The sequence below is a fragment of the Variovorax sp. GW531-E2 genome (genome assembly GCF_059423125.1).
The window spans coordinates 1-20,431 of record NZ_JBWKXQ010000073.1 but is presented as its reverse complement, the minus strand read 5'-3'; the positions used below and the strand labels follow the sequence as shown (position 1 = coordinate 20,431).

General features: G+C 65.9%; 16 protein-coding genes and 1 pseudogene. 10 read left to right on the top strand and 7 right to left on the bottom strand.

Annotated features, from left to right (window positions below; translation table 11 throughout):
• The first annotated feature begins 27 nt into the window (after window positions 1-27).
• The 10 genes from AC07XP_RS28505 to AC07XP_RS28460 are packed head-to-tail and all read left to right on the top strand — an operon-like array spanning window position 28 to window position 10,370.
• Window positions 28-1,311: a CpaE/TadZ family protein gene (locus AC07XP_RS28505; RefSeq protein ID WP_495266545.1), complete on the top strand. Its 1,284-nt coding sequence runs from the start codon at window positions 28-30 to the stop codon at window positions 1,309-1,311.
• Between the two features lie 3 nt (window positions 1,312-1,314).
• Entirely contained in the window at window positions 1,315-2,631 is a 1,317-nt protein-coding gene (locus AC07XP_RS28500) for a TadA family conjugal transfer-associated ATPase (protein WP_070062673.1), read from the top strand.
• On the top strand, window positions 2,624-3,628 hold the full coding sequence (locus tag AC07XP_RS28495; protein WP_495266544.1) for a type II secretion system F family protein: 1,005 nt from the start codon (window positions 2,624-2,626) through the stop codon (window positions 3,626-3,628). The genes AC07XP_RS28500 and AC07XP_RS28495 overlap by 8 nt, the downstream gene beginning before the upstream one ends.
• Window positions 3,625-4,584, top strand: a complete 960-nt coding sequence (locus AC07XP_RS28490; protein ID WP_070062675.1) for a type II secretion system F family protein — start codon at window positions 3,625-3,627, stop codon at window positions 4,582-4,584. Before AC07XP_RS28495 ends, AC07XP_RS28490 begins: the two co-directional genes overlap by 4 nt.
• Window positions 4,581-5,516 (top strand): tetratricopeptide repeat protein, encoded by a 936-nt coding sequence (locus tag AC07XP_RS28485; protein ID WP_083259303.1) that lies wholly within the window; start codon window positions 4,581-4,583, stop codon window positions 5,514-5,516. Before AC07XP_RS28490 ends, AC07XP_RS28485 begins: the two co-directional genes overlap by 4 nt.
• Complete coding sequence (locus tag AC07XP_RS28480) at window positions 5,513-5,923, top strand: DUF3613 domain-containing protein (RefSeq protein WP_495266543.1); 411 nt, start codon at window positions 5,513-5,515, stop codon at window positions 5,921-5,923. The genes AC07XP_RS28485 and AC07XP_RS28480 overlap by 4 nt, the downstream gene beginning before the upstream one ends.
• A gap of 41 nt (window positions 5,924-5,964) precedes the next feature.
• The gene (locus tag AC07XP_RS28475) at window positions 5,965-6,435 is read left to right on the top strand and encodes a TadE/TadG family type IV pilus assembly protein (protein ID WP_070062677.1); all 471 of its coding nucleotides are present in this window, start codon (window positions 5,965-5,967) and stop codon (window positions 6,433-6,435) included.
• On the top strand, window positions 6,432-6,932 hold the full coding sequence (locus tag AC07XP_RS28470; protein ID WP_495266542.1) for a TadE/TadG family type IV pilus assembly protein: 501 nt from the start codon (window positions 6,432-6,434) through the stop codon (window positions 6,930-6,932). The genes AC07XP_RS28475 and AC07XP_RS28470 overlap by 4 nt, the downstream gene beginning before the upstream one ends.
• Complete coding sequence (locus AC07XP_RS28465) at window positions 6,929-8,896, top strand: pilus assembly protein TadG-related protein (protein WP_495266541.1); 1,968 nt, start codon at window positions 6,929-6,931, stop codon at window positions 8,894-8,896. Before AC07XP_RS28470 ends, AC07XP_RS28465 begins: the two co-directional genes overlap by 4 nt.
• Before the next feature lie 58 nt (window positions 8,897-8,954).
• Window positions 8,955-10,370: a sigma 54-interacting transcriptional regulator gene (locus AC07XP_RS28460; RefSeq protein ID WP_095746755.1), complete on the top strand. Its 1,416-nt coding sequence runs from the start codon at window positions 8,955-8,957 to the stop codon at window positions 10,368-10,370.
• Between the two features lie 129 nt (window positions 10,371-10,499).
• Here the strand turns inward: AC07XP_RS28460 and AC07XP_RS28455 are convergent, their stop codons facing one another.
• The 7 genes and pseudogenes from AC07XP_RS28455 to AC07XP_RS28425 all read right to left on the bottom strand — a co-directional run.
• The gene (locus AC07XP_RS28455; protein ID WP_495266540.1) at window positions 10,500-12,074 is read right to left on the bottom strand and encodes a TolC family protein; all 1,575 of its coding nucleotides are present in this window, start codon (window positions 12,072-12,074) and stop codon (window positions 10,500-10,502) included.
• Complete coding sequence (locus tag AC07XP_RS28450; protein WP_495266557.1) at window positions 12,071-13,366, bottom strand: HlyD family type I secretion periplasmic adaptor subunit; 1,296 nt, start codon at window positions 13,364-13,366, stop codon at window positions 12,071-12,073. Before AC07XP_RS28450 ends, AC07XP_RS28455 begins: the two co-directional genes overlap by 4 nt.
• A 99-nt stretch (window positions 13,367-13,465) precedes the next feature.
• Window positions 13,466-15,304, bottom strand: coding sequence for a peptidase domain-containing ABC transporter (locus tag AC07XP_RS28445; RefSeq protein ID WP_495266539.1), 1,839 nt, complete (start codon window positions 15,302-15,304; stop codon window positions 13,466-13,468).
• A 91-nt stretch (window positions 15,305-15,395) separates the two neighbouring features.
• Window positions 15,396-15,689 carry a hypothetical protein gene (locus AC07XP_RS28440; protein ID WP_487849629.1) on the bottom strand — a complete coding sequence of 98 codons (294 nt, stop codon included), beginning with the start codon at window positions 15,687-15,689 and terminating at the stop codon, window positions 15,396-15,398.
• A complete protein-coding gene (locus AC07XP_RS28435) occupies window positions 15,686-18,781 on the bottom strand; it encodes a glutamate ligase domain-containing protein (RefSeq protein WP_095746759.1) in 3,096 nt (1,031 codons plus the stop codon). The genes AC07XP_RS28440 and AC07XP_RS28435 overlap by 4 nt, the downstream gene beginning before the upstream one ends.
• 111 nt (window positions 18,782-18,892) lie before the next feature.
• Window positions 18,893-19,390, bottom strand: coding sequence for an OmpA family protein (locus AC07XP_RS28430; RefSeq protein ID WP_062479666.1), 498 nt, complete (start codon window positions 19,388-19,390; stop codon window positions 18,893-18,895).
• Between the two features lie 89 nt (window positions 19,391-19,479).
• A pseudogene (locus AC07XP_RS28425) lies at window positions 19,480-20,431 on the bottom strand (hypothetical protein); the annotation flags it as partial.

Below are 20,431 nucleotides of genomic sequence, written 5' to 3'. Positions count from 1 at the left end.
ACGAATCGCACATCGCAGAACGGCACCATGAACGCCCCACGCGACAACCTTCCGGAAACTGGCAGCGAAACCTACCTGTTCGCGTCAGCCAACAGCGGCCACATCACCTGGCTGACCGACGCCCTGAGCCACGAAGGCTCGGTGGTCGTCCTGAGCCAGGACACGAAGACGATCGACGAGCGCATTTCCCTGCTCGGCCCCGTGGCCGTGTTCATCGATTTCTCGCCCGAGCAGGCCACCGCAGCCAGCGAGCTCCATCAACGCCTGAAGCGCGACTGGCCCACCCTGCCCGTGCTGGCCGCCGGTGTGTCGTCGCAACCCGCCGCGATGCTGGCCGCCCTTCGCGCCGGTGTGGACGACTTCATCGACCTCTCGGCCACGCCCGATGAAGCCGTGGGCACCCTGCGCGCACTTCTCGAAAAGCGGCGCTCGCTCCCCGGGGGCCTGCATGGCAGCACGCTGGCCCTGCTGGGCGCGCGTGCCGGTCTGGGCGTCACCACGCTGGCCACGAGCCTGGCGCTCACGCTGTACGACCAGTTGGGACAAGCGCCCGCACGCCCGCCAGGCCGCAACGGCCGTCATGGCGTGGCGCTGCTCGACCTGGGCCTACCCGCACGCGACGGCCTGCTGTACCTGAACACGCAAAGCGGATTCAGCTTCGTCGATGGCGTGCGCAATCTGCGGCGCCTCGACCAGACCCTGTTGCACACCGCACTGGCGCATCACACCAGCGGCGTCGCCGTGCTGCCGCTGCCGACCAATCTGGCGCAGGTGCGCGAGATCTCGCACGCCGATTCCGTCTCGCTGATCCGCCGGCTGGCCGACTTCTTCGACTTCCAGATCGCCGACCTCGGCGGCTTCTCGACCATCGACTTCATCGCCCAGACCGTGCGCGAAGCACAGAACGCCTGGGTGGTGTGCGACCAAAGCATCGGCGCCATCGTCTCGACGGCCAACATGCTGAAGGAGCTGCGCGCTCGCAACGTCGAGACCGAGCGGATGACTCTGGTCGTGAACAAGTTCGACGCTCGCGTCGGCCTGTCGGCCAAGGACATCGCCGAACGCCTCGAACTACCGCTGCAGCATGTGCTGCCCGAGCGCAGCACCCAACTGCTCGCTGCCGGTTGCCGCGGCGAAATGCTCGTACGCACCGCCCGCAACGATCCGTATGCACAGGCCGTCGGCGGCCTGGCCCGCACCCTGCACCAAGAATACATGTCCGTCTCCGGTCAGCCGCCTGCCAAGGACCCACGCTGGGTGGCACTGATGGCGCAGATCACGGGGCTCTGGAAGAGAGATAACCAAGGCTGATCCATGTCCACTGATATCGAATTTGCCGACGACGACCAGGCGTTCATCAACTCCCAGCAGTTCCAGGACATCAAGAGCTGGACGCACGATCACCTGCTCAGTCGCATCGAAGAACTGGGCGCGGAGTTCGGCCGCTGGTCGCGCGCGTCGATCCAGCAGTTCGTCGAGCTGGAGGTCGACAGCTTCGTGCGCCTGCGCCGCGTACCGATCAACGACCGCGAGATGCAGCTCATTGCCGATGCGCTGACGAAAGAACTGGCCGGCTTCGGCCCGCTGGAAGATCTGCTGAACGACCCGGCCGTCGAAGACATCCTGATCAACGGCTATCAGAACGTCTATGTATCTCGCCACGGCATCCTGGAGCGCGAGACGCTGCGCTTCACGGATTCCGAGCACGTGATGCGGATCGTGCGGCGCATCCTGGCACCGCTGGGGCGCAGGCTCGACGAATCGAACCCGATGGTCGATGCGCGCCTGCCCGATGGAGGGCGCATCAACGTCATCATCGAACCGCTGGCCATCGACGGCCTGTCGGTTTCGATTCGCAAGTTCCGCAAGGAACCTCTCACACCTGCAGACCTGGTGAAGCTCGGCACCTTCGATGCCGGCATGGCGCAGTTGCTGGAAATCGCAGTACGCGCACGTTGCAACGTGCTGGTGAGCGGTGGTACCAGCTCCGGCAAGACGTCGTTGCTCAACGCCCTGGCCAGCTTCATTCCTGCGCGGGAACGCGTGATCACCATCGAGGACACGGCCGAACTCTCGCTGGGAACCAGCCACGTGGTGCGCCTCGAAAGCCGACCTGGCGGCTTCGACGGCACCGGCGTCGTGTCGATTCGCGATCTGCTGCGCAACAGCCTGCGGATGCGGCCCGACCGGATCATCGTCGGCGAAGTGCGCGGTGCGGAAGTCATCGAGATGCTGCAGGCCATGAACACCGGGCATGAAGGCTCCATGGGCACCATCCACGCGAGCTCGCCGCGCGAGTGCCTGTACCGACTCGAAATGCTCGCCGGCTTCGCGGGATACCAAGGCAGCGAGGTCAGCCTGCGCCGCCAGATTGCGAACGCTATCGACTTCATCGTGCAGATCGGTCGACTCTCCAATGGGCAGCGCCGCATCATCTCGCTCAGCGAAGTCACTGGCGTGAACGACAACGTGGTGGCGATGCAGGAGCTGTATCGCTACGAACCCGTGGTGTCGCCGGACGGCGAAGAACGCGATCGCTGGGTATCGCTGGGTATTGCACCGCACTCGCCGAAGATCACCCGCTTCCGCCAATCGATGGCGCGCGCGCAAAGCGGAGAAGGCCGTGCGTGAAGCACTGCTCATCGTGACCTGCATCGCGCTGCTGCTGGCAGCCGGTGGCCTGTTGCTCTGGCAATGGGCACGAAGCCGGCAGACCCGCCAGGCGACCGGGCGTCACCTTGAGCAGCAGATTCTGGCGAGCAGTGCCGATGTGGTGCCGTCCGTTGCAAACGTGCCAATGCCCTTGCGCGACGCACCATCGGAAAGCTTCGTTTCCGGTATCACTTCAGATCCTTGGCTCAATACCGAATCAACCACCGGCGCGCCTCCTCCCAAGGGCTTGATGGAGACGGTCTTGCCCGAGTGGCTGCTCGGGGTCATTTCGCCACGGGTCGCTACGCTCGCTGTAGCTGGCATCGTCGTGGTCTGTCTCGCGGCAGGCATCTTCGGCGGCGGCATCGTCGCGGCGAGCGTTTTCTTCCTGCTTGTCTTGATAGCGGCCTTCGCGGTGTGGCTGAGGCTTCAGAAGTTTCGTCGTCAATTGATCAGCCAGTTGCCTGCGTACATCGACGCCATGGTGCGCCTGATCACCATCGGCAACTCCACACAGGCGGCGTTCCAGCTCGCGATCGCGACGACGCAAGAACCCCTGCGCGGTCACATGGAACGCTCCGCTGCCCTGGTTCGCGCGGGGGTGGATCTCGACCGCGCGCTGCACCAGACAGCGACCAATGTGCGGGTAGAAGAAATGTTCCTTCTGGCATCCATCATGGGACTCGGCGTGCGTTACGGCGGCCGTTCCGACCTTTTGCTCGAGCGAGTCGCCAACTTCATGCGAGACCGCGAACAGGCAGAGCACGAACTGATCGCAATGTCCGCCGAAACGCGGCTCTCCGCCTGGATACTGGGTCTTCTTCCATTGGGTGTGGGCATATTCCTGGTGGTGGTCAATCCGGACTACTTCATGGGCATGTGGAACGATGAAACCGGACGCATGCTGATTTTCTCGTCGGCAGGGCTGCAACTGTTGGGCGCCTTCCTCTTGTATCGACTGGCGAGACTGGCATGACCTTCACACCCAATCAGCTGGCCATCATCAGTCTTTCGTTACTGGCATTGGGCCTGATGATCGCGGCAGGCGCACTGATCGCGGCGGAGCTTCGCCGCACCCGCAGCAGCCAGGTGATCGGCCGCGCCCTTCGACAGGACACAACCAGCCAGATCGATCTCAAGAGTCCCATCGACGGCGATCCCAATGCACCTCAACGCGCCGACATCGAACTCCCCTTTCATTGGCTCGACTCGCGCATCGGGCGCGCACTCGTCGCAGACGAAGACCGCCGCCTCATCGATCAATGCGGATATTCATCCAAGCGAGCGCAACTGATTTTTCTTGTCACTCGCTTACTGCTCGCGTTTCTCCTTCCGATCATCGGCTACGCCATCTGGCAAAGTCACCTGACCGAACGCACAGGTCCCGTGGCTCTCGCAGCGGCTTTCGTGGTCGGATTCATGGCTCCCAAGTGGATTCTCGGCCGCATCGCCGCCGGCAGACGCGAGCGGATTGCGCGTGAGCTCCCGCTTTTTGTCGATCTGTTGAAGCTTCTCCAGGGCGTCGGGTTGAGCCTCGATCAAAGCCTGCAGATCATGGCGGACGATTTTTCGCACGTATTGCATGTCCTCGGCTATGAGCTGACCTTGGCCAACCGCCAGTACAGCCAGGGTCGAACGCGCGAGCATTCACTGCATCGCCTTGCCACGCTTCACGGCAACGAAGATCTTCGCGGGTTGGTCTCTCTGCTCGTGCAAGTGGATCGCCATGGCGGAGCAGTGCAAGAGCCCCTGCGCATCTTTGGCGAACGGCTGCGCGAGAGGCGTCGATCAGAGATGAAAGAGCGGATCGGAAAGATCACCGTGAAGATGACCGGCGTCATGGTGTCCACTCTTCTCCCCGCGCTCGTCATCGTGACTGCAGGCCCCGGTTTCATCGCCATCCTCCGGTCACTGGGAGCAGTTGCCAAATGAAAATCAACGCAATCACGAGAAGCCAGCGATACGGAATCGACAGGGTGACGACGCGCATACCGGCCTGTCTGCTTGCCTTGGTGATCGCAGGCTGCGCGGCCCCAAAGGACCAGTACGCAGCCAGCGCGGATGCCCAACAACGCATGGCTGCGGAAGCTGCGGCCGACACCAAGGCAGGCACCTCCGTCGATACCAGAGAAACCTACCTCAAGCTCGTTGAGCAGATGCAGCGGGAGAACCTGTGGTTCGCGTCGCTGGCACACATCGATGCACTGGAGCAGCGCTGGGGAATTTCTCCCGAGTCCACGAGACTGCGCGCCGATGCGCTGCGGCAAACGGGGCAAGCAGCCCAAAGCGAAACGGCCTACAAACGCCTGATGGGAACGCCACTCGAAGGCGCCGGCTATCGGGGACTGGGCCTTCTGGCCGGTGCACGTGGCAATTACCCCGAGGCCGTCCAGCTTTTGAAACAGGCCCAGCGCCATACACCAACGGACGCACTTCTGCTGAGCGATCTGGGCTATGCCCAACTGCGCGCAGGCTCGACCGACGACGCCCGGCTTCCGCTGATGCAGGCACTGCAGCTTCGGCCCGACAGTACACAGGCCCAAGCAAACCTTGCGCTGTACCTTGAACTCAGCAACCAGCCAGAACAAGCGGCAGCCATGATGGACGCGAACCGGATGTCCGCCGCCGCGCGCTCAGCGATCAAGGATGCAGCCCAGCAACTTCGCAATGGCGCAAGTGCGACCTCTACACCGCCCCCCACCGCCGGAAATTCAGTCCGCGATGAAGCCGCGCCTCCACTCGCACTCAAGGCGTCGCGCTGGTCCGCTCTGACCGGCGTACGCACCGCCATCCAGGTGAATCCAGCGGCAACGTCCGCCTCCACACCTTTGTCACCGATTTCGACGCCACGAGGTACACCATGAAAAAAGAATACGGCACCGTTTTCCGCGCCCTGTCCCTTTGTGCCTGGGCCATCGCTCTCCTTGCCTCTTCGTCGATGGTCATGGCACAGAGCGCGACCCCCGTCGAATCCACCGCCGCCTCTGCGACGGAAGGCACACACACGACGGCGCGTGCGTCGACCAATCAACCTCAGAGCGATGGCACGGACGCAGAAGAGCCCGACCATGTGCCGCTGCAGGTGGGTGATGCCACGCAAGGCTTGCTTGCCTGGCAGCGCAGCGGCGACGTCGCATCCAAGACGACTCGCCCTATCGCGGGCAACGTCGCACAGCGAAGCTATGAGCGCTATCTGAAGAGCTTCGAATACCCAATTCCTGAACGCATGAGCTCGACGGTCAAGACTTCCACAGGCAACGGCGGCAAGTAGGAGGCTGTTTCTCCTGCTTTCTCGGAACCTCACAGAACGCCATGAACGCGACCCGCACTTTCGCTTCGCTGCGCTCCCAGCGCGGCGTATACGCGATCGAGTTCGCGGTGGTCTTTCTGATCTTCTTTACGATTCTGTACGCCGTCATCTGCTATGGCATGTTGTTCGCGTTTCGCCTGGGGTTGCAGAACGCTGCCGAGGACGGTGCACGAGCGGCACTTCGATATCAAAGCAGCATAGAGGGCCGAAAAAACCGTGCTGCGAGCATTGCAACCGCTCAAAGCGACTGGATGCCGCAGACGGTGAAGCCTGTCGTTTCTGCACGAATCTGCCGCGTAGAAGGAGTCAACGAATGCACGCCGGTCAGCTGCGGCCCCGCATGGGGCCAACGATGCCAAGTCGAAGTTCTCGTCGAGGCGAATAACCTCCGCTCGTTGCTGCCTCCTTTGCCGAGCTTCGCAGTGCCATCCCAGATCGCTGGCAAAGCGAGCATGCTTCTTGATCTGAGGTGAACGCCGTGCCCCTCAGTTCTCCCCCCTCCCCCGGATCTACCGGTCGTGATCGCCAACGCGGTGTCGCTGCGATCGAATTCGCCTTCGTCTTCGTGGTGCTCTTTCTTGTGATCTATGCGCTGGTGACCTTTGGCGCAGCGTTCTACGTACAGCAGATCATCTCGCGTGCTGCAGAAGATGGTGCGCGCGCCGCGACGTTGCTTCCACAACCGCCAGATCCCGCCAGCGTGAAGCAAGTCGTCGTGGAATCATTGGCGCGATCACTCATCGTCCCCGCCGCGGAAAGCGGAGACCTGACGCGTCGAAAGAACTGGGTCTCCAATCACGCCACCATCACTCCCTGTTCCGCCACACCAGGCGCGACCAGTTGCGTGGTGACCATCGTCTACCCCTACACGGGCGACGCTCGCATTCTTCCGTGGGTGCCACTGGTTGATGCCAGCAATTGGATCAAGCAATTGCGGGGCAGTGCAACCGCGGCACTCAGGACCTCATGAGAAAGACCTCGGGAATGAATGCCGCATCAGCCTGCACAGCCGTCGCCCTGTCCAGCCGACGACGTGCCCGGGGCTCGATCCTCATCAATACAGCCATCGCGCTGAGCCTGATCGTGATCACCCTTGTGGGTACCGAGTTGGGCTATCTGTTCTACATGAAGCGTGAGTTTCAGAAGACGGCGGATCTCGCCGCGTTGGCTGGCGCGCAGAAAATAATGCCTTCGGGGAGCACTGACGTATGCGTGGCTGCTCGAGGCGCCTCTGTTGCGAATGCAGCCCAGAACATGCCCGGTCTCGTTCTGACGCAACCCGAATGCGGCCATTGGGCATCGTCGAACACGACGCCGCCTAATACTGCAGCCAGTTGCTTCAACAGCGTAGACGACCACTTCCTTCCCAATTCTTCGACAAAGAATGCGATCCGGGTTCGAATAGAAAAAGCGCCACCGACATTGCTTCCTTTCTTTCAGGCCAACCGCACGATCTGTGTTCAGGCGGTCGCCGCACTCAATGAACCCCTGGGCTCGCTCTCGGTTGGAAGCGGGGTTGCAAGGCTCAACGAGGGGTTGCTCAATCAGGTGCTGAGCATGCTGCTGGGTACTTCAGTCTCGCTGAGCCTCGCTGACTACACAGGCTTGCTCAACACCAAGCTCAACCTGCTCGGCATCATGGATGCCTTGCGCCTCAATGTCGGCACGTATGCCCAACTGGCCGACGCCAATGTCAGTCTGGCTCAGTTGCTCAATGCCGCCATCCAGGCGCTCCCGCAAAGCAACGACAGCAACACGGTCGACCTCGCAGCTCGCGTGCTCAATGGTCTCCTGACGTTGAGTGGAGGGCTTCGCCTCGAAGACATCAGCATCAACCTGCTGAAGACCGCCCAGCAAGCCGGCCTGCTCAGCGTAGACCTCAACACCACAGATCCCCGAGCCGCCTTGAACGGCAACGTCAACGCGCTGAATCTTCTACTGGTCGCGCTGCAAGTCGCAGACAGTCAGTCGGCCATTGCAACCCAAGTCGAGGTCCCCCTCCAGCCGCTCGCGAATGTGAAGCTTCAGGCCAAGGTGATCGAAACGCCGAGCATTGCCATTGGTCCCCCCGGCTATTACCCGGACGGCACGGCCAAGACGCAAGCCCACACCGGCCAGATTCGAGTGCTTCTCGACACAAAGGTCCTGACACCTTTGGGCGGGAAAAACGACCTGGTCAACATCAACCTTGTTCTGTTGAGCATTCGACTTTCGATGCCCGCTGGTCAATTGGTCAATCTTCCAGTCTATGTGGAGGTCGCCTCGGGCGACGCAGCGTTGGCAACCGTCCGATGCAATGCACCTGATGGAAAGTACGATGTCCAGATCGATGCAGCCCCTGGCCTGGCCCATATTTTCCTGGGCAAGGTTCCGACTGCGTTCACCAACCGAACGAGCCCCTGGGCATCGTTGCCGAAAGAACGATTCAGCCTGGTGAGCCTCGAAGCAGAAATCAAGATCCTGGGACTCTCGGCAGTCAAAGCTCCGGTCGATCTACGGGCCAAACTTGATCTTTCCATCCCAGGCTCTGCCACGGTCACCAGAAGTTCGCTGAATTACAGATATGACCCGACCATTCCAGCCTCTCAGCAGAACCTGACCCAAACTGTCGGGACAGAGCAGAATCTTGGTGCCGCCATCGCGAGTGCGATCAATGCGGGAAAGCTGGACGTCGAGCTGGACACCTCGGGCCTCACACTGCTGGGTCTCGATGCAGGTTTTCTTAGCGATATCTTGGACACTCTTGTGAATGGTTTGATCGGTATCGTCAACGGCGTGCTGGGCGTCCTCAATGTTGTGCTGACGCCAGTGCTCAGTCTGCTCGACACGGCTCTGCTCGCCCCGCTGCTCAAGGCGCTCGGCATCCAGCTCGGATACGCAGACGTGCAACTCCTCTCCGCCAGTTGTGACGGCAATGCACGTTTGGTCTATTGAGACTGCGCAAGACTCCGCCATTTCCAGCTACCCGTGAAACTTTGAAAACAGCGTCTCGATGAGTTCCCCCTCCAACTTCGACGAACTCGACCTCTTTGTCTGGGAAGGCAAAGCCGACATCCTCGACCGCATTGCGCGGTGCATGGCGAGCTTCGACGTGGAAGTCATCCGGGCCGACGGCCTGCCGCCTCCGCAGCAGGACCGCGGCGTCGCACTGCGCCCTTCCGTCGCGATCATCAGCGTCACCGTCATCGATGGCGGCGGGCTGCCGCATGCCACGGAGCTGCTGCAAGGCATGCCCGTGATCTGGGTCGCTGCGGCTTCGCGCGAGCGCGACTCGCGCACGTATCCGCCCGAGTACCTGCACGTCCTGCCCTACGACTTCACCTGCGCCGAGCTGCGCACGATGGTGGCGAAGCTGGTGCGGCAGCTGCGTGCGCGCGATGTCGCGCCGCAGGCGCCCGACGTGCTGGTGGCGCATTCCGATGCGATGAAAGGGCTGCTCGCCGAAGTGGGCGCCTTTGCGGACTGCAACCATCCGGTGCTGGTGCGCGGTGAAACCGGCGTGGGCAAGGAGCGCATTGCGCAGCAGCTTCACATCGGGCACCAGCAGTACGGCAAGGGCGCGTTCGTGGCAGTGAACTGCGGTGCGATTCCCGATGGGCTGTTCGAGTCGCTGTTCTTCGGCCACACGAAGGGCTCGTTCACGGGTGCCGTGCACGCGCACCGCGGGTACTTCGAACAGGCCACGGGGGGCACGTTGTTCCTCGACGAGATCGGTGACTTGCCGCGCTATCAGCAGGTGAAGTTGCTGCGCGTGCTCGAAGACAGCGCGGTCACGCGGCTGGGTGCAACGTCGCCGATCCGCGTCGACTTCCGGCTCGTGGCGGCGACGAACCGCAACCTGCGCGAGATGGTGGCGAGCGGCGAGTTTCGGGCCGACCTGTTCTACCGGCTCGCGGTGATCGAGCTGCATGTGCCGAGCCTCGAAGAGCGCGGCGAGATCGACAAGATCGCGATCTTCAAGGCGCTGCTGGCGAACGTGCTCGGCGACGAGCTCGAGGCCCTGGGCGAAACGCCGCACTGGCTCAGCGATGCGGTGGCCGAAACCTACTTCCCCGGCAACGTGCGGCAGCTGCGCAACCTCGCGGAGCGCGTGGGCGTGATCGCGCGGCAGTTGCACAGCTGGGACCAGAACCTGATCCAGCGCGCGATCGCGCTCACGCGGGGCACGCCGGCACCGGCTGCGCTGGCCACCGACCGCAATGGCACGGGGGTCCCGCTCGACGCGAATGGCGACCGCAAAGGCTGGAACAGCAGCGAGCGCAACCGCATCATCGCGGCGCTCGAGATCAACGACTGGAAGCGCCAGGACACGGCGCAGCACCTGGGCATCAGCCGCAAGGTGCTGTGGGAGAAGATGCGCAAGTACCAGATCCTCGACGGCGAGCCTGGCATCCCAGAAGAGACTTAGCTCGCCCCCAGGCTGCGCGGCACTTCGTGTCCGCTTCTCCTTCCCCCTACCGGGGGCAACACCTGAGGCCCGGCAAAGCCGGTTCCTCGGTGTTTCACCAACGGGCTTCGCTTCGCTTGCCTCGAAGGGCTACTGGATTCCGAGGCGCGTTGACCGGCGCAGCGGCGGGTTCGCAATCGATGCGCCCGGCGCGCGGTCGACCAACGGTTCGCTCGCGCAGGTCGTGTTGCTCGAGATGCACAGCGCGCCCAGCAGGCCGTCTTCGGTCAGGACGTTCCGGCTCGGGGGGCCGAAGATGCGGTCGATCCAGTTGTTGGCGCCGATGGGGTCGATGCGCAGTTCGCCGGTGGTGCGCGCCAGGCGCAACTCCGAAATGCGCAGGTCGAACACGCCGTCGATGTAGTCGAACAGCAGGGTGTAGTAGTCGAGCTGGGCATCGAGCACCTGGGGCAGGGTCTCGCGGCCGAATTCCATGAGGCGGCGGCGGCCGCGGAAGGCCTGGCCCGAGGTGCTGACAGCCTCCATCAACTGGCGCTCGCGTTCGCGGCCGGCCACGGTGCGGGACCACGACGACGCGGTGAGCTCCATCAGGTTGAGCTTCACGCCCTCCATCTTGGCTTCCTGGTTCGCGACTTCGGCCAGGGCGCCCTTGAGCTTGAGCTGGCGGTCGAAGCCGTTGCCGAAGTTCCAGTTGAGTTCGAAGGCGGCGCGCGTGGGGTCTTGCGGCGACACGCCGCGCGGGTCCTTGCTCTTCACGACGACGGCGTCGAGCGTGGGGTACAGGCTGGCTTCGGTCTGGTCGACCAGCGCGCGTGCACGTGCCACGCGGCCCTGGGCTTCGGCCAGTTCGGTGCTGCGTGCTTCGGCGCGGCGCAGCGCTTCTTCCTGCGAGCCGATGCGCCAGTGCGACGGTGCAGCGAGCACGGGCAGCGATTCAGGCGCGGGCGAGAACTTGAAGTAGTTGCGGAACTTGGCCAGCGCCTCGTCGCGCTGGGCCTCGAAGTCGGACTCGCGCGCGGCCACGAGGGCGCGGCGCGACGCCGCCATGTTGAGGTCGTTGTCGCCGCTCACGCCGAGCGCCACGCGGCGTGCCTCGGCCTTCGACAGGTCGGCCACGACCTCGGTGGCGCGGTGCGCGATCTGCTTTTTCAGGTCGAAGCGCTGCACCTGCAGGTAGGCGGTGAGCGCGTCGAGCACCACTTTCTGCGACGTGGTGGTAACGGCTTCGTCGTCGGCCTGGTTGCCGAATTCGGCGGCGCGCTGCGCCGCGCTCATGGCGCCGCCGTCGATCAGGCTCACGCGCGCTTCGGCGGTGAGCACGGTGTAGTTCTCGCTCTTCGCGTCCTTGGCGCCGCTGCTGTAGGTGCCCGACGACGTGCCGACCTTGAAGCGCGGGTAGCGCGCCATGCGGGCCGCGTCGACGCCGAAGCTGCTGGTGTTGGCCGCGGCCTGCGCGGTCAGCACTTCGGGGTATTCCTGCGACAGCGCGATGAGCGCCTGCTTCACGCGCTGTGCGTAGCTGGCGGCGCCGAGGGACGGTGGCGACAGGCGGCGCGACAGTGCCAGCGCTGCAGGCGGCCCCTCCTGCTCCGGCGACGGTTGGGCATACGCGGTGGGCGGCAGCGCCATGCTGACGCACAAGGTCGCGCAGAGCACACCCGGGGCGATGCGCGCGCGCCGGCCCGGCAACACGGGCTTGCTCATGGTTCGCGGAAGGCTTCGCGCCGCAGTTTGAGCACAGGCCGCAGGATGTACCAGATGAACGGATCGGTCCCCACGCGCAGGTCGACTTCGGACTCCATGCCGGCGGTGACGCGGTTTTCCGGCCGCCCCACGTGCGACTGCGACATGCTGATGAGCAGCCGGTAGTAAGGCGCGCCGCTGGCAATGGCGGCATCGCGGTCGGCGTCGGCCGCCACGAGCTTGACCTTGCCGTCGACGGCGCCGTAGCGCAGGTAGTCGTAGGCGGTGATCTTCACGCGCGCCTCCTGCCCCACTTCGACAAAGCCGCGGTCGTTCGGGTTGAGGCGGGCCTCGACCATGATCTCGTCCTCGTCGGGCACGACCTCCAGGATGGATTCGCCGGGCTTCACGACCCAGCCGGCGCTGGAGCTGCGCAGGCCCTTCACGATGCCGTCGGCCGGCGCCTTCACCACCGTGCGCGAGCGCTGGGTGCGGGCGCGCGCGAGGTCTTCGCTCAGGCTGGCGAACTGGCGCTCGACGGTGGCCAGTTCGTCCGATGCGCGGCGGCGAAAGCGGCCCTCGGCCTCGGCCATCTTGGCCTGCGCCTCGGTGATGGCGGCCTGCGCCGAGATCACGCCCTGGCGCGCCACGGCGAGTTCGCTGCGCACGCCTTCGGCCTGGCGGCGCTTCTCGAGCACCTCGACCTGGCCGACGAGTTTTTCGCTCAACAGCTGTTCAGAGATCTCCTGCTCTTTCTGCATCAGCGCGAGCCGATCATTCAGGCCCTTGGCCTTGGCCTGCTGTTCGAGCTGCTTGCTGCGCGCCTGCTCCAGGCCCGACACGGCGCCGGCCATGACGCCGCGCTGTTCGAGCGCGCGCGCCTGATAGGCACCGACCTCGCCTTCGAGCACGGCTTCGTCGATGTCGGCATCGAACGAGTCGCGCTTGAGCGGCTGGCCGCGGCTCTCGGCAATGAGCCGCACGCGCGTGGCCTGCGTGGCGGCATAACGCGCGGTGAGCTCCTCGAAGTTCAGGCCGCTGCCGCCCAGGTCGATCTCGACCAGCGACTGGCCCTGCTTGACCTTGTCGCCTTCTTTCACGAGCACGTTGCTGACGATGCCGCCTTCCAGATGCTGGATCGACTTCACGCGGTCGGAGGGGATCACGCGGCCCGGTGCGACGACGACGGTTTCCATCGGAAAGCCGAGCCCCACAACCGCCAGCACCGCGACCGCGCCGCCGATGATCCACTGGCGCCGCCGGCCTTGCGGCGTGGTCTGCGCCGCCTGTTTCTCGCTCTCGCCCTGAAGCACCTGCGGCAAGTCTGGTTTCAAAATCCCGTTCCCCTGTCTCTGTCTGTCAGTCGGTCGATCCGTGGCAACCACGAATCACGCATCGCGTGGCCTGCTTGCTCACGCCATCGAGCGCGAGGCGGCCGGGACGCCTGCATTGCTGTTGCCACTGCCGTCGTCGGTGGTGTCGCCCAGCGCCACCAGCGGCTTCTTCACGCCGAAGAGCTTGGGCACCATGACGGCCGCGGAGCCGATTTCCACGTTGCCCTGGCCGGTGACGTGATAGACGGCGGAGGCCGCCGACACGATGCGCAGCGAGTGCGTGACCACGACCACGGTGCGCACCTTGGCCACCGCGAGCATGGTCGCGAGCAGGTTGCGCTCGCTTTGAAAGTCGAGGTCGTTGCTGGGCTCGTCGAGCACCAGCACGGAGGGCTTGCGCAGGAAGCTCATGGCCAGCGCAAGCTTGCGCCGCTCGCCGACCGAGAAGCCGGTGCCGCCCTCGCCCACCACGGTGCGATAACCGTCGGGCAGGCGCGAGATGAAGTCGTGCGCGCCCGAGAGCTTGCAGGCCGCCACGATCTGCTCGTCGCTCTGGCCCGGCGCACCGCGGCGCATGGTGTCGACCAGCGGGCCGCCGAACCAGTACACCTCCTGCGAGAGATAACTGATCCAGCGCGACAGCTCTTCGCGGCCGAACTGCGAGAGGTCGTACTCGCCGATGCTCACCACGCCGTGCGTGGGCGTGTACAGGCCCGACAGCAACTTCACGAGCGTCGACTTGCCCGCGCCGTTGCGCCCGACGATCACATGCAGGCCGCCGGGGCCGATGTCGAGGTCGACGTTTTCGAGCACGGGCTGCGGTGCGTCTTCGGTGAAGCTGAAGCTCACGTCTTTCAGCGTGACGCGGCCCAGCGGCTGCGGCAGCGCCATGCCGGTGGGCGCCTTCTCGACCGGCTCGCCGAGCACGGTCTCCAGGCGCTTGGCGGCTTCCTTGGCGGTGGCCAGCGCGCGCCAGTTCGACACCAGCCCGGCCACCGGCTGCAGCGCCTTCAGCGCGAGCATGTTGGAGGCGACGAGGCCGCCCACCGTCATCCACTGCTGCATGACGGCGATGGCGCCGACGGTGACGACGATCACCGAGAACACGGTGAGCAGCACGGTGGTGCCGTCGCGCGCGGTTTCGATCTGGCCGTTCTTGCCGAAGCTCTCGCTGAGCCAGGCGTTGTAGGTCTGCTGCCAGACCTCGATGGTCGGGCCGTCGTTCGACTGCGCCTTGAGCGTCTCGCGCGCATGGCAGATCTCGGAGGTGATGCGATCGAGCCCGCGCCCGCGCAGCACTTCTTCGACGCGGCCGGCGCGCACTTCGTCGGCCCACCACCAGGCCAGGAACGCCATGATGGCCAGGAAGGCCGCCACCACGGGCAGCACCGGCAGCGCGACGATGCCGATCACGATCAGCGCGAAGATCGCCATCGGCAGGTCGAAGATCGATTGCGCGAGCCCGCCGGTGACGGTGCCGCGCACCGCGCCCACGTCGCGAAAGAACAGCTGCCAGGACGAGGCCGGCCGCGCCTCGAGTGCACGCAGCGGGCGCCCGAGCATGGAGTGCAGCAGCGCGCCCGACACGCCGTGGTCGACGGTGGCGCCCGCGTTGCGCAGCAGGCGCGAGCGGCGCGTGCGCAGCCAGAACTCGATGCACAGGAAGAACAGGATGCCGCTCACCAGCGCGGCGAGCGTGGAGACGCCGCTGCGCGAGAGCACGCGGTCATACACCTGCAGCAGGAAGATCGAAGGCAGCAGCCCGAACAGGCTGATGGGCAGCGACAGCCAGGCCGCGCTCTTGACGAGCGGGTAGGCCGCGCGAAACGCATCGTTCAGCGCACTGGCATACGGACTGGCGCCGGGGACTTCCGGCCTGTCGGCAACCAGCTGGCTGGGCAAGAGGAACTTGATCATGGAAAAAGACCGATCCGTCGGGCAACGACGCCTGCATCATTATCAACTGTTACCCGACTGTTACAAGGCAAAAATTCGCCTCTGACGCCTCTCAGCATCGGTGGGTACGAACCTGCGCCGGACCGGTCGTTTCCGTACCGCGCGTTCCTTGCGGCGCGGCGTTTTCCCTGAGCGTGCAATTCATCGTTTTGTGGGCATGGCTGTGGGTCGCGGTGCGGCCGGACGAGCCCGGCAGGCCTTCGGCAAAAACGAGCGCGATGTTGGCGCACAGCAGCATGAGCAGCACCCAGGCGCACAGCAGCTGCAGCCAGCCCAGCCACCAGCGCCGCGGGGGTACCTCGCGTTCGGATTCATAGGGGATGTGGACCAATGCGTTCCATCTCATGGCAGTGCTTTCAGGACCCGGGCGAGCCGGGAAAGACCGACACCCGCGGAGCTTTTCGCCAGCACCCAGTCGCCTGGTTGCAGCAGCCCGCCGAGTGCGGTGGAGAGGTCGGACACATCGACAAACCAATGGGAGCGGACCTTGGTGCGGATGCGCGTGTGAAGCGCCCGCATCAAAGGTCCGCACAGGAGCACGCGGTCAGGTTGCGACGCCAGCAACTCGGCCTCCAGATCGAGGTGATGGCGTTGCGCCGCGGGCCCCAGCTCCTGCATGTCGCCCAGGATGGCCACCCGGCGCGCAGGCTCGCAGGGGGCTTGTGACAGCAACTCAAGCGCCGCCCGCATCGAACTCGGGTTGGCGTCGTAGGTTTCATCGATCAGCTTGAAGCTTCCGCCGCCGATGTGAATGGTGTGCAGCGCGCCGCGTCCGCCCGGCGGCTCGAAGTGCGCAAAGGGTTCGACGGCGGCGGCCAGCGGCAGGCGCAGCGCCTGCAGCGCGGCCAGCGCGGCCACGGCGCTCGCGCCCATGTGGCGGCCCGGCGCGTTCAGGCGCAGCTGGAAGGGCTCGCCGGCCACCTCGGCCTGCACCTCGCCGTGGTCGAAGGCGAGCAGGCGCACGTCGGCGTCCTTGTGCTCGCCGTAGGTCACGATCTGCAGCTGGTGCGCCATGGCCGCTTCGGCGAAGGTGGCGAACTCGGGCATGTCGCGGTTGAGCACCACGCGATCGCCCGCGGCCATGGCCTGGAACATGCGGCAGTCCAGCCGCGCGGCGGCCTCCGACGGGCCGCGGTGCTTCTGCGACGCGGCCGACAGCCCCGTCACCACGATGAGCGAGGGCCGCATCAGCTGCGCCGAGGCCGGCATGTGCGAGGTACCCATCTCGAGCACCCAGTAGGCGGCATGGCGCGGCATGCAGGTGAGGTTCCACGCGATGCCCGACGGCAGGCTGATGTTGCCTTCGGGCTGCGCCACCTCGCCCCACACGGTGAGCGCGCCGGCCAGCATGGCGGCCACGGTGCTGCTGCCCGCGCCGCTGCCCAGCACGCCGCACACGCGGCCGGTGAACTCGGTGCGCGCGTGGTCGCCCAGCTCGAGCACGGCCTGCAGCACGTTGGCCACCTGCAGCACGGGCACGCGCTTGTCCAGGTGCGGCTTGGGGTCGGTGCACAGCACGGCCGCGGCCGGCTGCAGCACGCCCTTGAGCGTGACGGCGGCCAGCGGCGTCTTCGAGGGCCGGGCCTGGTGCTCGAACACGACGCGGCCCTTGCGCATGAAGGTGCGCTGGGTCACGCCGGTGGCACGCCAGCCGTCCTCGGGCTTGACCACCCATTCGCCGCCGGTCACGCGCGCCATCTCGCTGGCCGTCCAGACCGCGCCATCGTCGCGCACGCCGCCACCACCGCCGCCGCCGGGGCCCGCGCCGCCGGGCTGGCTGCGCCGGTCGAGCAGGTAGCGGTGGTAGGCCGCGAAGCCGGTCACGTACTGCTCGACGTCGTCGATGCGCACGCGGAACGAGTGGTGCCGCACGAAGAAGGCGCCGACGACCGTGGACGGCCGGCGGAAGTACATCGCCATCTCGGGCCAGAAGAAGCCGTTGAGCAGGTAGTGCGCGCGGTAGTCGAGCGCGCGGTAGAACTTCTCGGTGTCCAGCTCGTCGAGCAGGTGCCGCATGGCGGGCATGCTCTCCAGCCGCTGCAGCATCTGCTGCGCCGCCAGCATGAGGCTGAGCAGCGTGGGAAAGGTGGTCTTGCGGTCGAGCACGAAGTCCAGGTAGCCCGCCACGTTCTGCAGCCCGAAGCGGAAGTAGCGCTCCTGCGGGCTCCACTGCGTGAGCTCGTTCACGCAGCCGCTGAGCCAGTGGTCATGCGACTGCCAGTGCTGGCTCGCAATGAAGTGGTCGAAGGCTTTCTCGACCGCGGCCAGCCAGCGCGGATCGCGCGTGAGGCCGTACAGGCGCATGAGGCCGAAGGCCGCCTCGCCGTCGTAGAAGATGACGCGCGAGGCCTGCTTGAGCGACAGGTCGGCCGCGTGCAGCACGTGGTCGAAGCGCCCGCTGGCCGGGTCCTGCAGCGCCACGATGCCCAGTGCGAGCTTCTCCAGCAGCGGCAGCCAGTGGCGCGTTTCCATCAGCTCGCAGTAGCGCACGAACATGCGCACGCAGGCCGCGTTGCCGCCCAGGCGGATCTCGCCGCCGGTGTCGACCAGGTAGGCCACCTCGCGGCCGTCGGGCAGCGTGTAGTCGCGGATCAGCGCGTCGGTGAGGTGGTCGATGGCGCGGTCGATGGCCGCGCGCAGCGTGTCGTCGCGCGTGAGCTCCCAGGCCTCGAGCATGGCGTGCACGGTGCCCGCGTGGCGCATCGCGTCGTAGGTCGGGATGCGGCGGTCGAAGCACGGGAAGTAGCCGTACACGAACAGGCCGTCGCTTTGCATCTGGCGCGCCAGGTACGACGAGCCGCTGCGCACCAGCTCGAGCACCGCCTGCGGGTTGAGCGCCGGCAGCTGGCGGCGGCCCGCGTCGAGCCCCGTGCCCACGAGCTTGTGCACCACGCCGTCGGGCTGGCAGAACACGCCGACCGTGGCCAGCAGGTACACCGTGCGTTCCGACGACTCTTCCAGCGGCAAGGTGCGCTCGAAGCGGGCCTGCGCATAGACGTCGAAGTTGCGCACGTTCACCACCGAATGCGCGATGGTCGAATCGCCGCACAGCATGGCGTTGGCGTTGAGTTCCTGCTCGGTGAAGGCGAAGCCGAAGTCCTGGTCGAAAGCCAGGCCGAGCCGGAAGTAGTTGCGCTTGACCGCGGTGAGCTGGGTCTTGAACTGCGTCCAGTCCATGGGACTGGCGCCCTCGACCCAGTCGATGCGCAACCAGGGCGAGACGATGCCGCGCTCGCGCACCCATCGCTCGACGAGGTCGGCGCCTTCGCGCCAGGCGGTCTCGAAGTCGTCGGCCCGCGCATGCACGACGTGCGCGCGCTGGGAGCCGTCGCTCACCGAGAAGAAGAGCGTGAAGGCCGGGTACGGGGCAGGCAACGCCGCGCACACGGACACCAGGCGCTCGTGGCAGGCGTGGAGCTGGTCTGAGAAGGACATCATTCGGCCCCGGTCGAATGCGGGCGAAGGCCGGTCGCGTCCGTCATCTGCTCTCGCTTGAATGACGTGATCGCGGACCGGAAGCCGCCCGTGAAATCATCGCGTGCTCCCGATTCAGCGGTAGCTGAACTCGGCGCGACGATTGAGCTGATGGCCCTCCTCGGTGGTGGCAAGCGATGCGGGCTTTTCAATGCCCCAGCTGACGGCTTCGATGCGTTCGCCCGGCACGCCCATCTGCGTGAGCATGCGTTGCACGGCCTCGGCGCGGCGCTGGCCGAGCGCGAGGTTGTACTCGCGGCCGCCGCGCAGGTCGGTGTGGCCTTCGATCACGACCCGGCTCGCTGGCCGGTTGCGCATGTAGCCCGCGTGCGCCTCGACGATGCTGCGGTCGCCCGTCCTGACGTCGTATCGGTCGAAGTCGAAGTAGACGATCTTGGCCGGTGTGTTTGGCGGCGGCGGCGGGGGTGCCGGCTCCACCTTGGGCACTTCGCGCACGCTCTTGTTGGAGTAGTAGTAGGTCGCGTCGTCGCGACCGCCCTTGGGAGGCACACCGCAGGCAGCGAGGCTTGCGCCCATTGCCACGAGGGCCAGTATCCGGAAATTCTTGTTCATGACGGTCCTTTCGCGGGACGGGCCGCTGACGGCCCGTCCCTGTCTGCTTGCTATCGAGGTTTCCCTTCCTCCTTCTTCGTGTCCTTGGATCAGCCCAGCAGGCCGTGCAGGATGTTCGTCACGGGTGCCAGGGCACCGCCGGCCGGGCTCTGGTCGAGCAGGCTGGTGATCGGGGTGAGCACGTTGTCGAGCACCGGGGCCACCGTGTGTTCGACGGTGTCCAGCACACCGGTCACGACCGCGGCCACCGGGGCTGCCGGCGTGCCGGCGAGGATGTCGGTCACCGGTTCGACTGCGTTGGTCACGGTTTCGACCACCGTCGAGACCACCGAGCCGGCCGAGCCGTCGAGGATGCTCGTCACCGGTTCCAGGATGCCGGCCACCGGTTCGGCGCCGCCCGTCAGGCCGCCGAGCAGGCCGCCCACGAGGCCGTCCGCACCGAGCAGGCTGCCGACCAGGCCGTCGTCACCGAGAACGCCGCCGAGCAGACCGCCTTCGCCGCCGCCGAGCACGCCGCCCAGGAGGCCGCCGTCACCGCCGAGGACACCACCGAGCAGGCCGTCGTCGCCCAGCACGCCGTCGAGCAGGCCGCCGGCGTCGCCACCGGTCACGCCGCCGAGGACACCGCCCAGCAGGCCGTCGTCACCGAGGACGCCGTCGAGCAGGCCACCGGCGTCGCCACCGGTCACACCACCGAGGACACCACCGAGCAGGCCGTCGTCGCCGAGGATGCCGTCGAGCAGGCCGCCAGCGTCGCCGCCGGTCACGCCGCCGAGGACACCGCCCAGCAGGCCGTCGTCGCCGAGGATGCCGTCGAGCAGGCCGCCAGCGTCGCCGCCGGTCACACCACCGAGCACACCGCCGAGCAGACCACCGTCGCCGCCGAGGACACCACCCAGAAGGCCGTCGTCGCCGAGGATGCCGCCGAGCAGGCTGCCGTCGCCACCGAGCACGCCACCCAGAAGGCCGTCGTCACCCAGCACACCGCCGAGCAGACCACCGTCACCGCCGAGGACGCCGCCCAGGAGGCCGTCATCACCC

Coding starts and splice junctions, on each gene's coding strand:
- AC07XP_RS28505 (WP_495266545.1), top strand. CDS start 28: ATGAACGCCCCACGCGACAACCTTCCGGAAACTGGCAGCGAAACCTAC.
- AC07XP_RS28500 (WP_070062673.1), top strand. CDS start 1,315: ATGTCCACTGATATCGAATTTGCCGACGACGACCAGGCGTTCATCAAC.
- AC07XP_RS28490 (WP_070062675.1), top strand. CDS start 3,625: ATGACCTTCACACCCAATCAGCTGGCCATCATCAGTCTTTCGTTACTG.
- AC07XP_RS28485 (WP_083259303.1), top strand. CDS start 4,581: ATGAAAATCAACGCAATCACGAGAAGCCAGCGATACGGAATCGACAGG.
- AC07XP_RS28480 (WP_495266543.1), top strand. CDS start 5,513: ATGAAAAAAGAATACGGCACCGTTTTCCGCGCCCTGTCCCTTTGTGCC.
- AC07XP_RS28475 (WP_070062677.1), top strand. CDS start 5,965: ATGAACGCGACCCGCACTTTCGCTTCGCTGCGCTCCCAGCGCGGCGTA.
- AC07XP_RS28465 (WP_495266541.1), top strand. CDS start 6,929: ATGAGAAAGACCTCGGGAATGAATGCCGCATCAGCCTGCACAGCCGTC.
- AC07XP_RS28460 (WP_095746755.1), top strand. CDS start 8,955: ATGAGTTCCCCCTCCAACTTCGACGAACTCGACCTCTTTGTCTGGGAA.
- AC07XP_RS28455 (WP_495266540.1), bottom strand. CDS start 12,074: ATGAGCAAGCCCGTGTTGCCGGGCCGGCGCGCGCGCATCGCCCCGGGT.
- AC07XP_RS28445 (WP_495266539.1), bottom strand. CDS start 15,304: ATGATCAAGTTCCTCTTGCCCAGCCAGCTGGTTGCCGACAGGCCGGAA.
- AC07XP_RS28440 (WP_487849629.1), bottom strand. CDS start 15,689: ATGAGATGGAACGCATTGGTCCACATCCCCTATGAATCCGAACGCGAG.
- AC07XP_RS28435 (WP_095746759.1), bottom strand. CDS start 18,781: ATGATGTCCTTCTCAGACCAGCTCCACGCCTGCCACGAGCGCCTGGTG.
- AC07XP_RS28430 (WP_062479666.1), bottom strand. CDS start 19,390: ATGAACAAGAATTTCCGGATACTGGCCCTCGTGGCAATGGGCGCAAGC.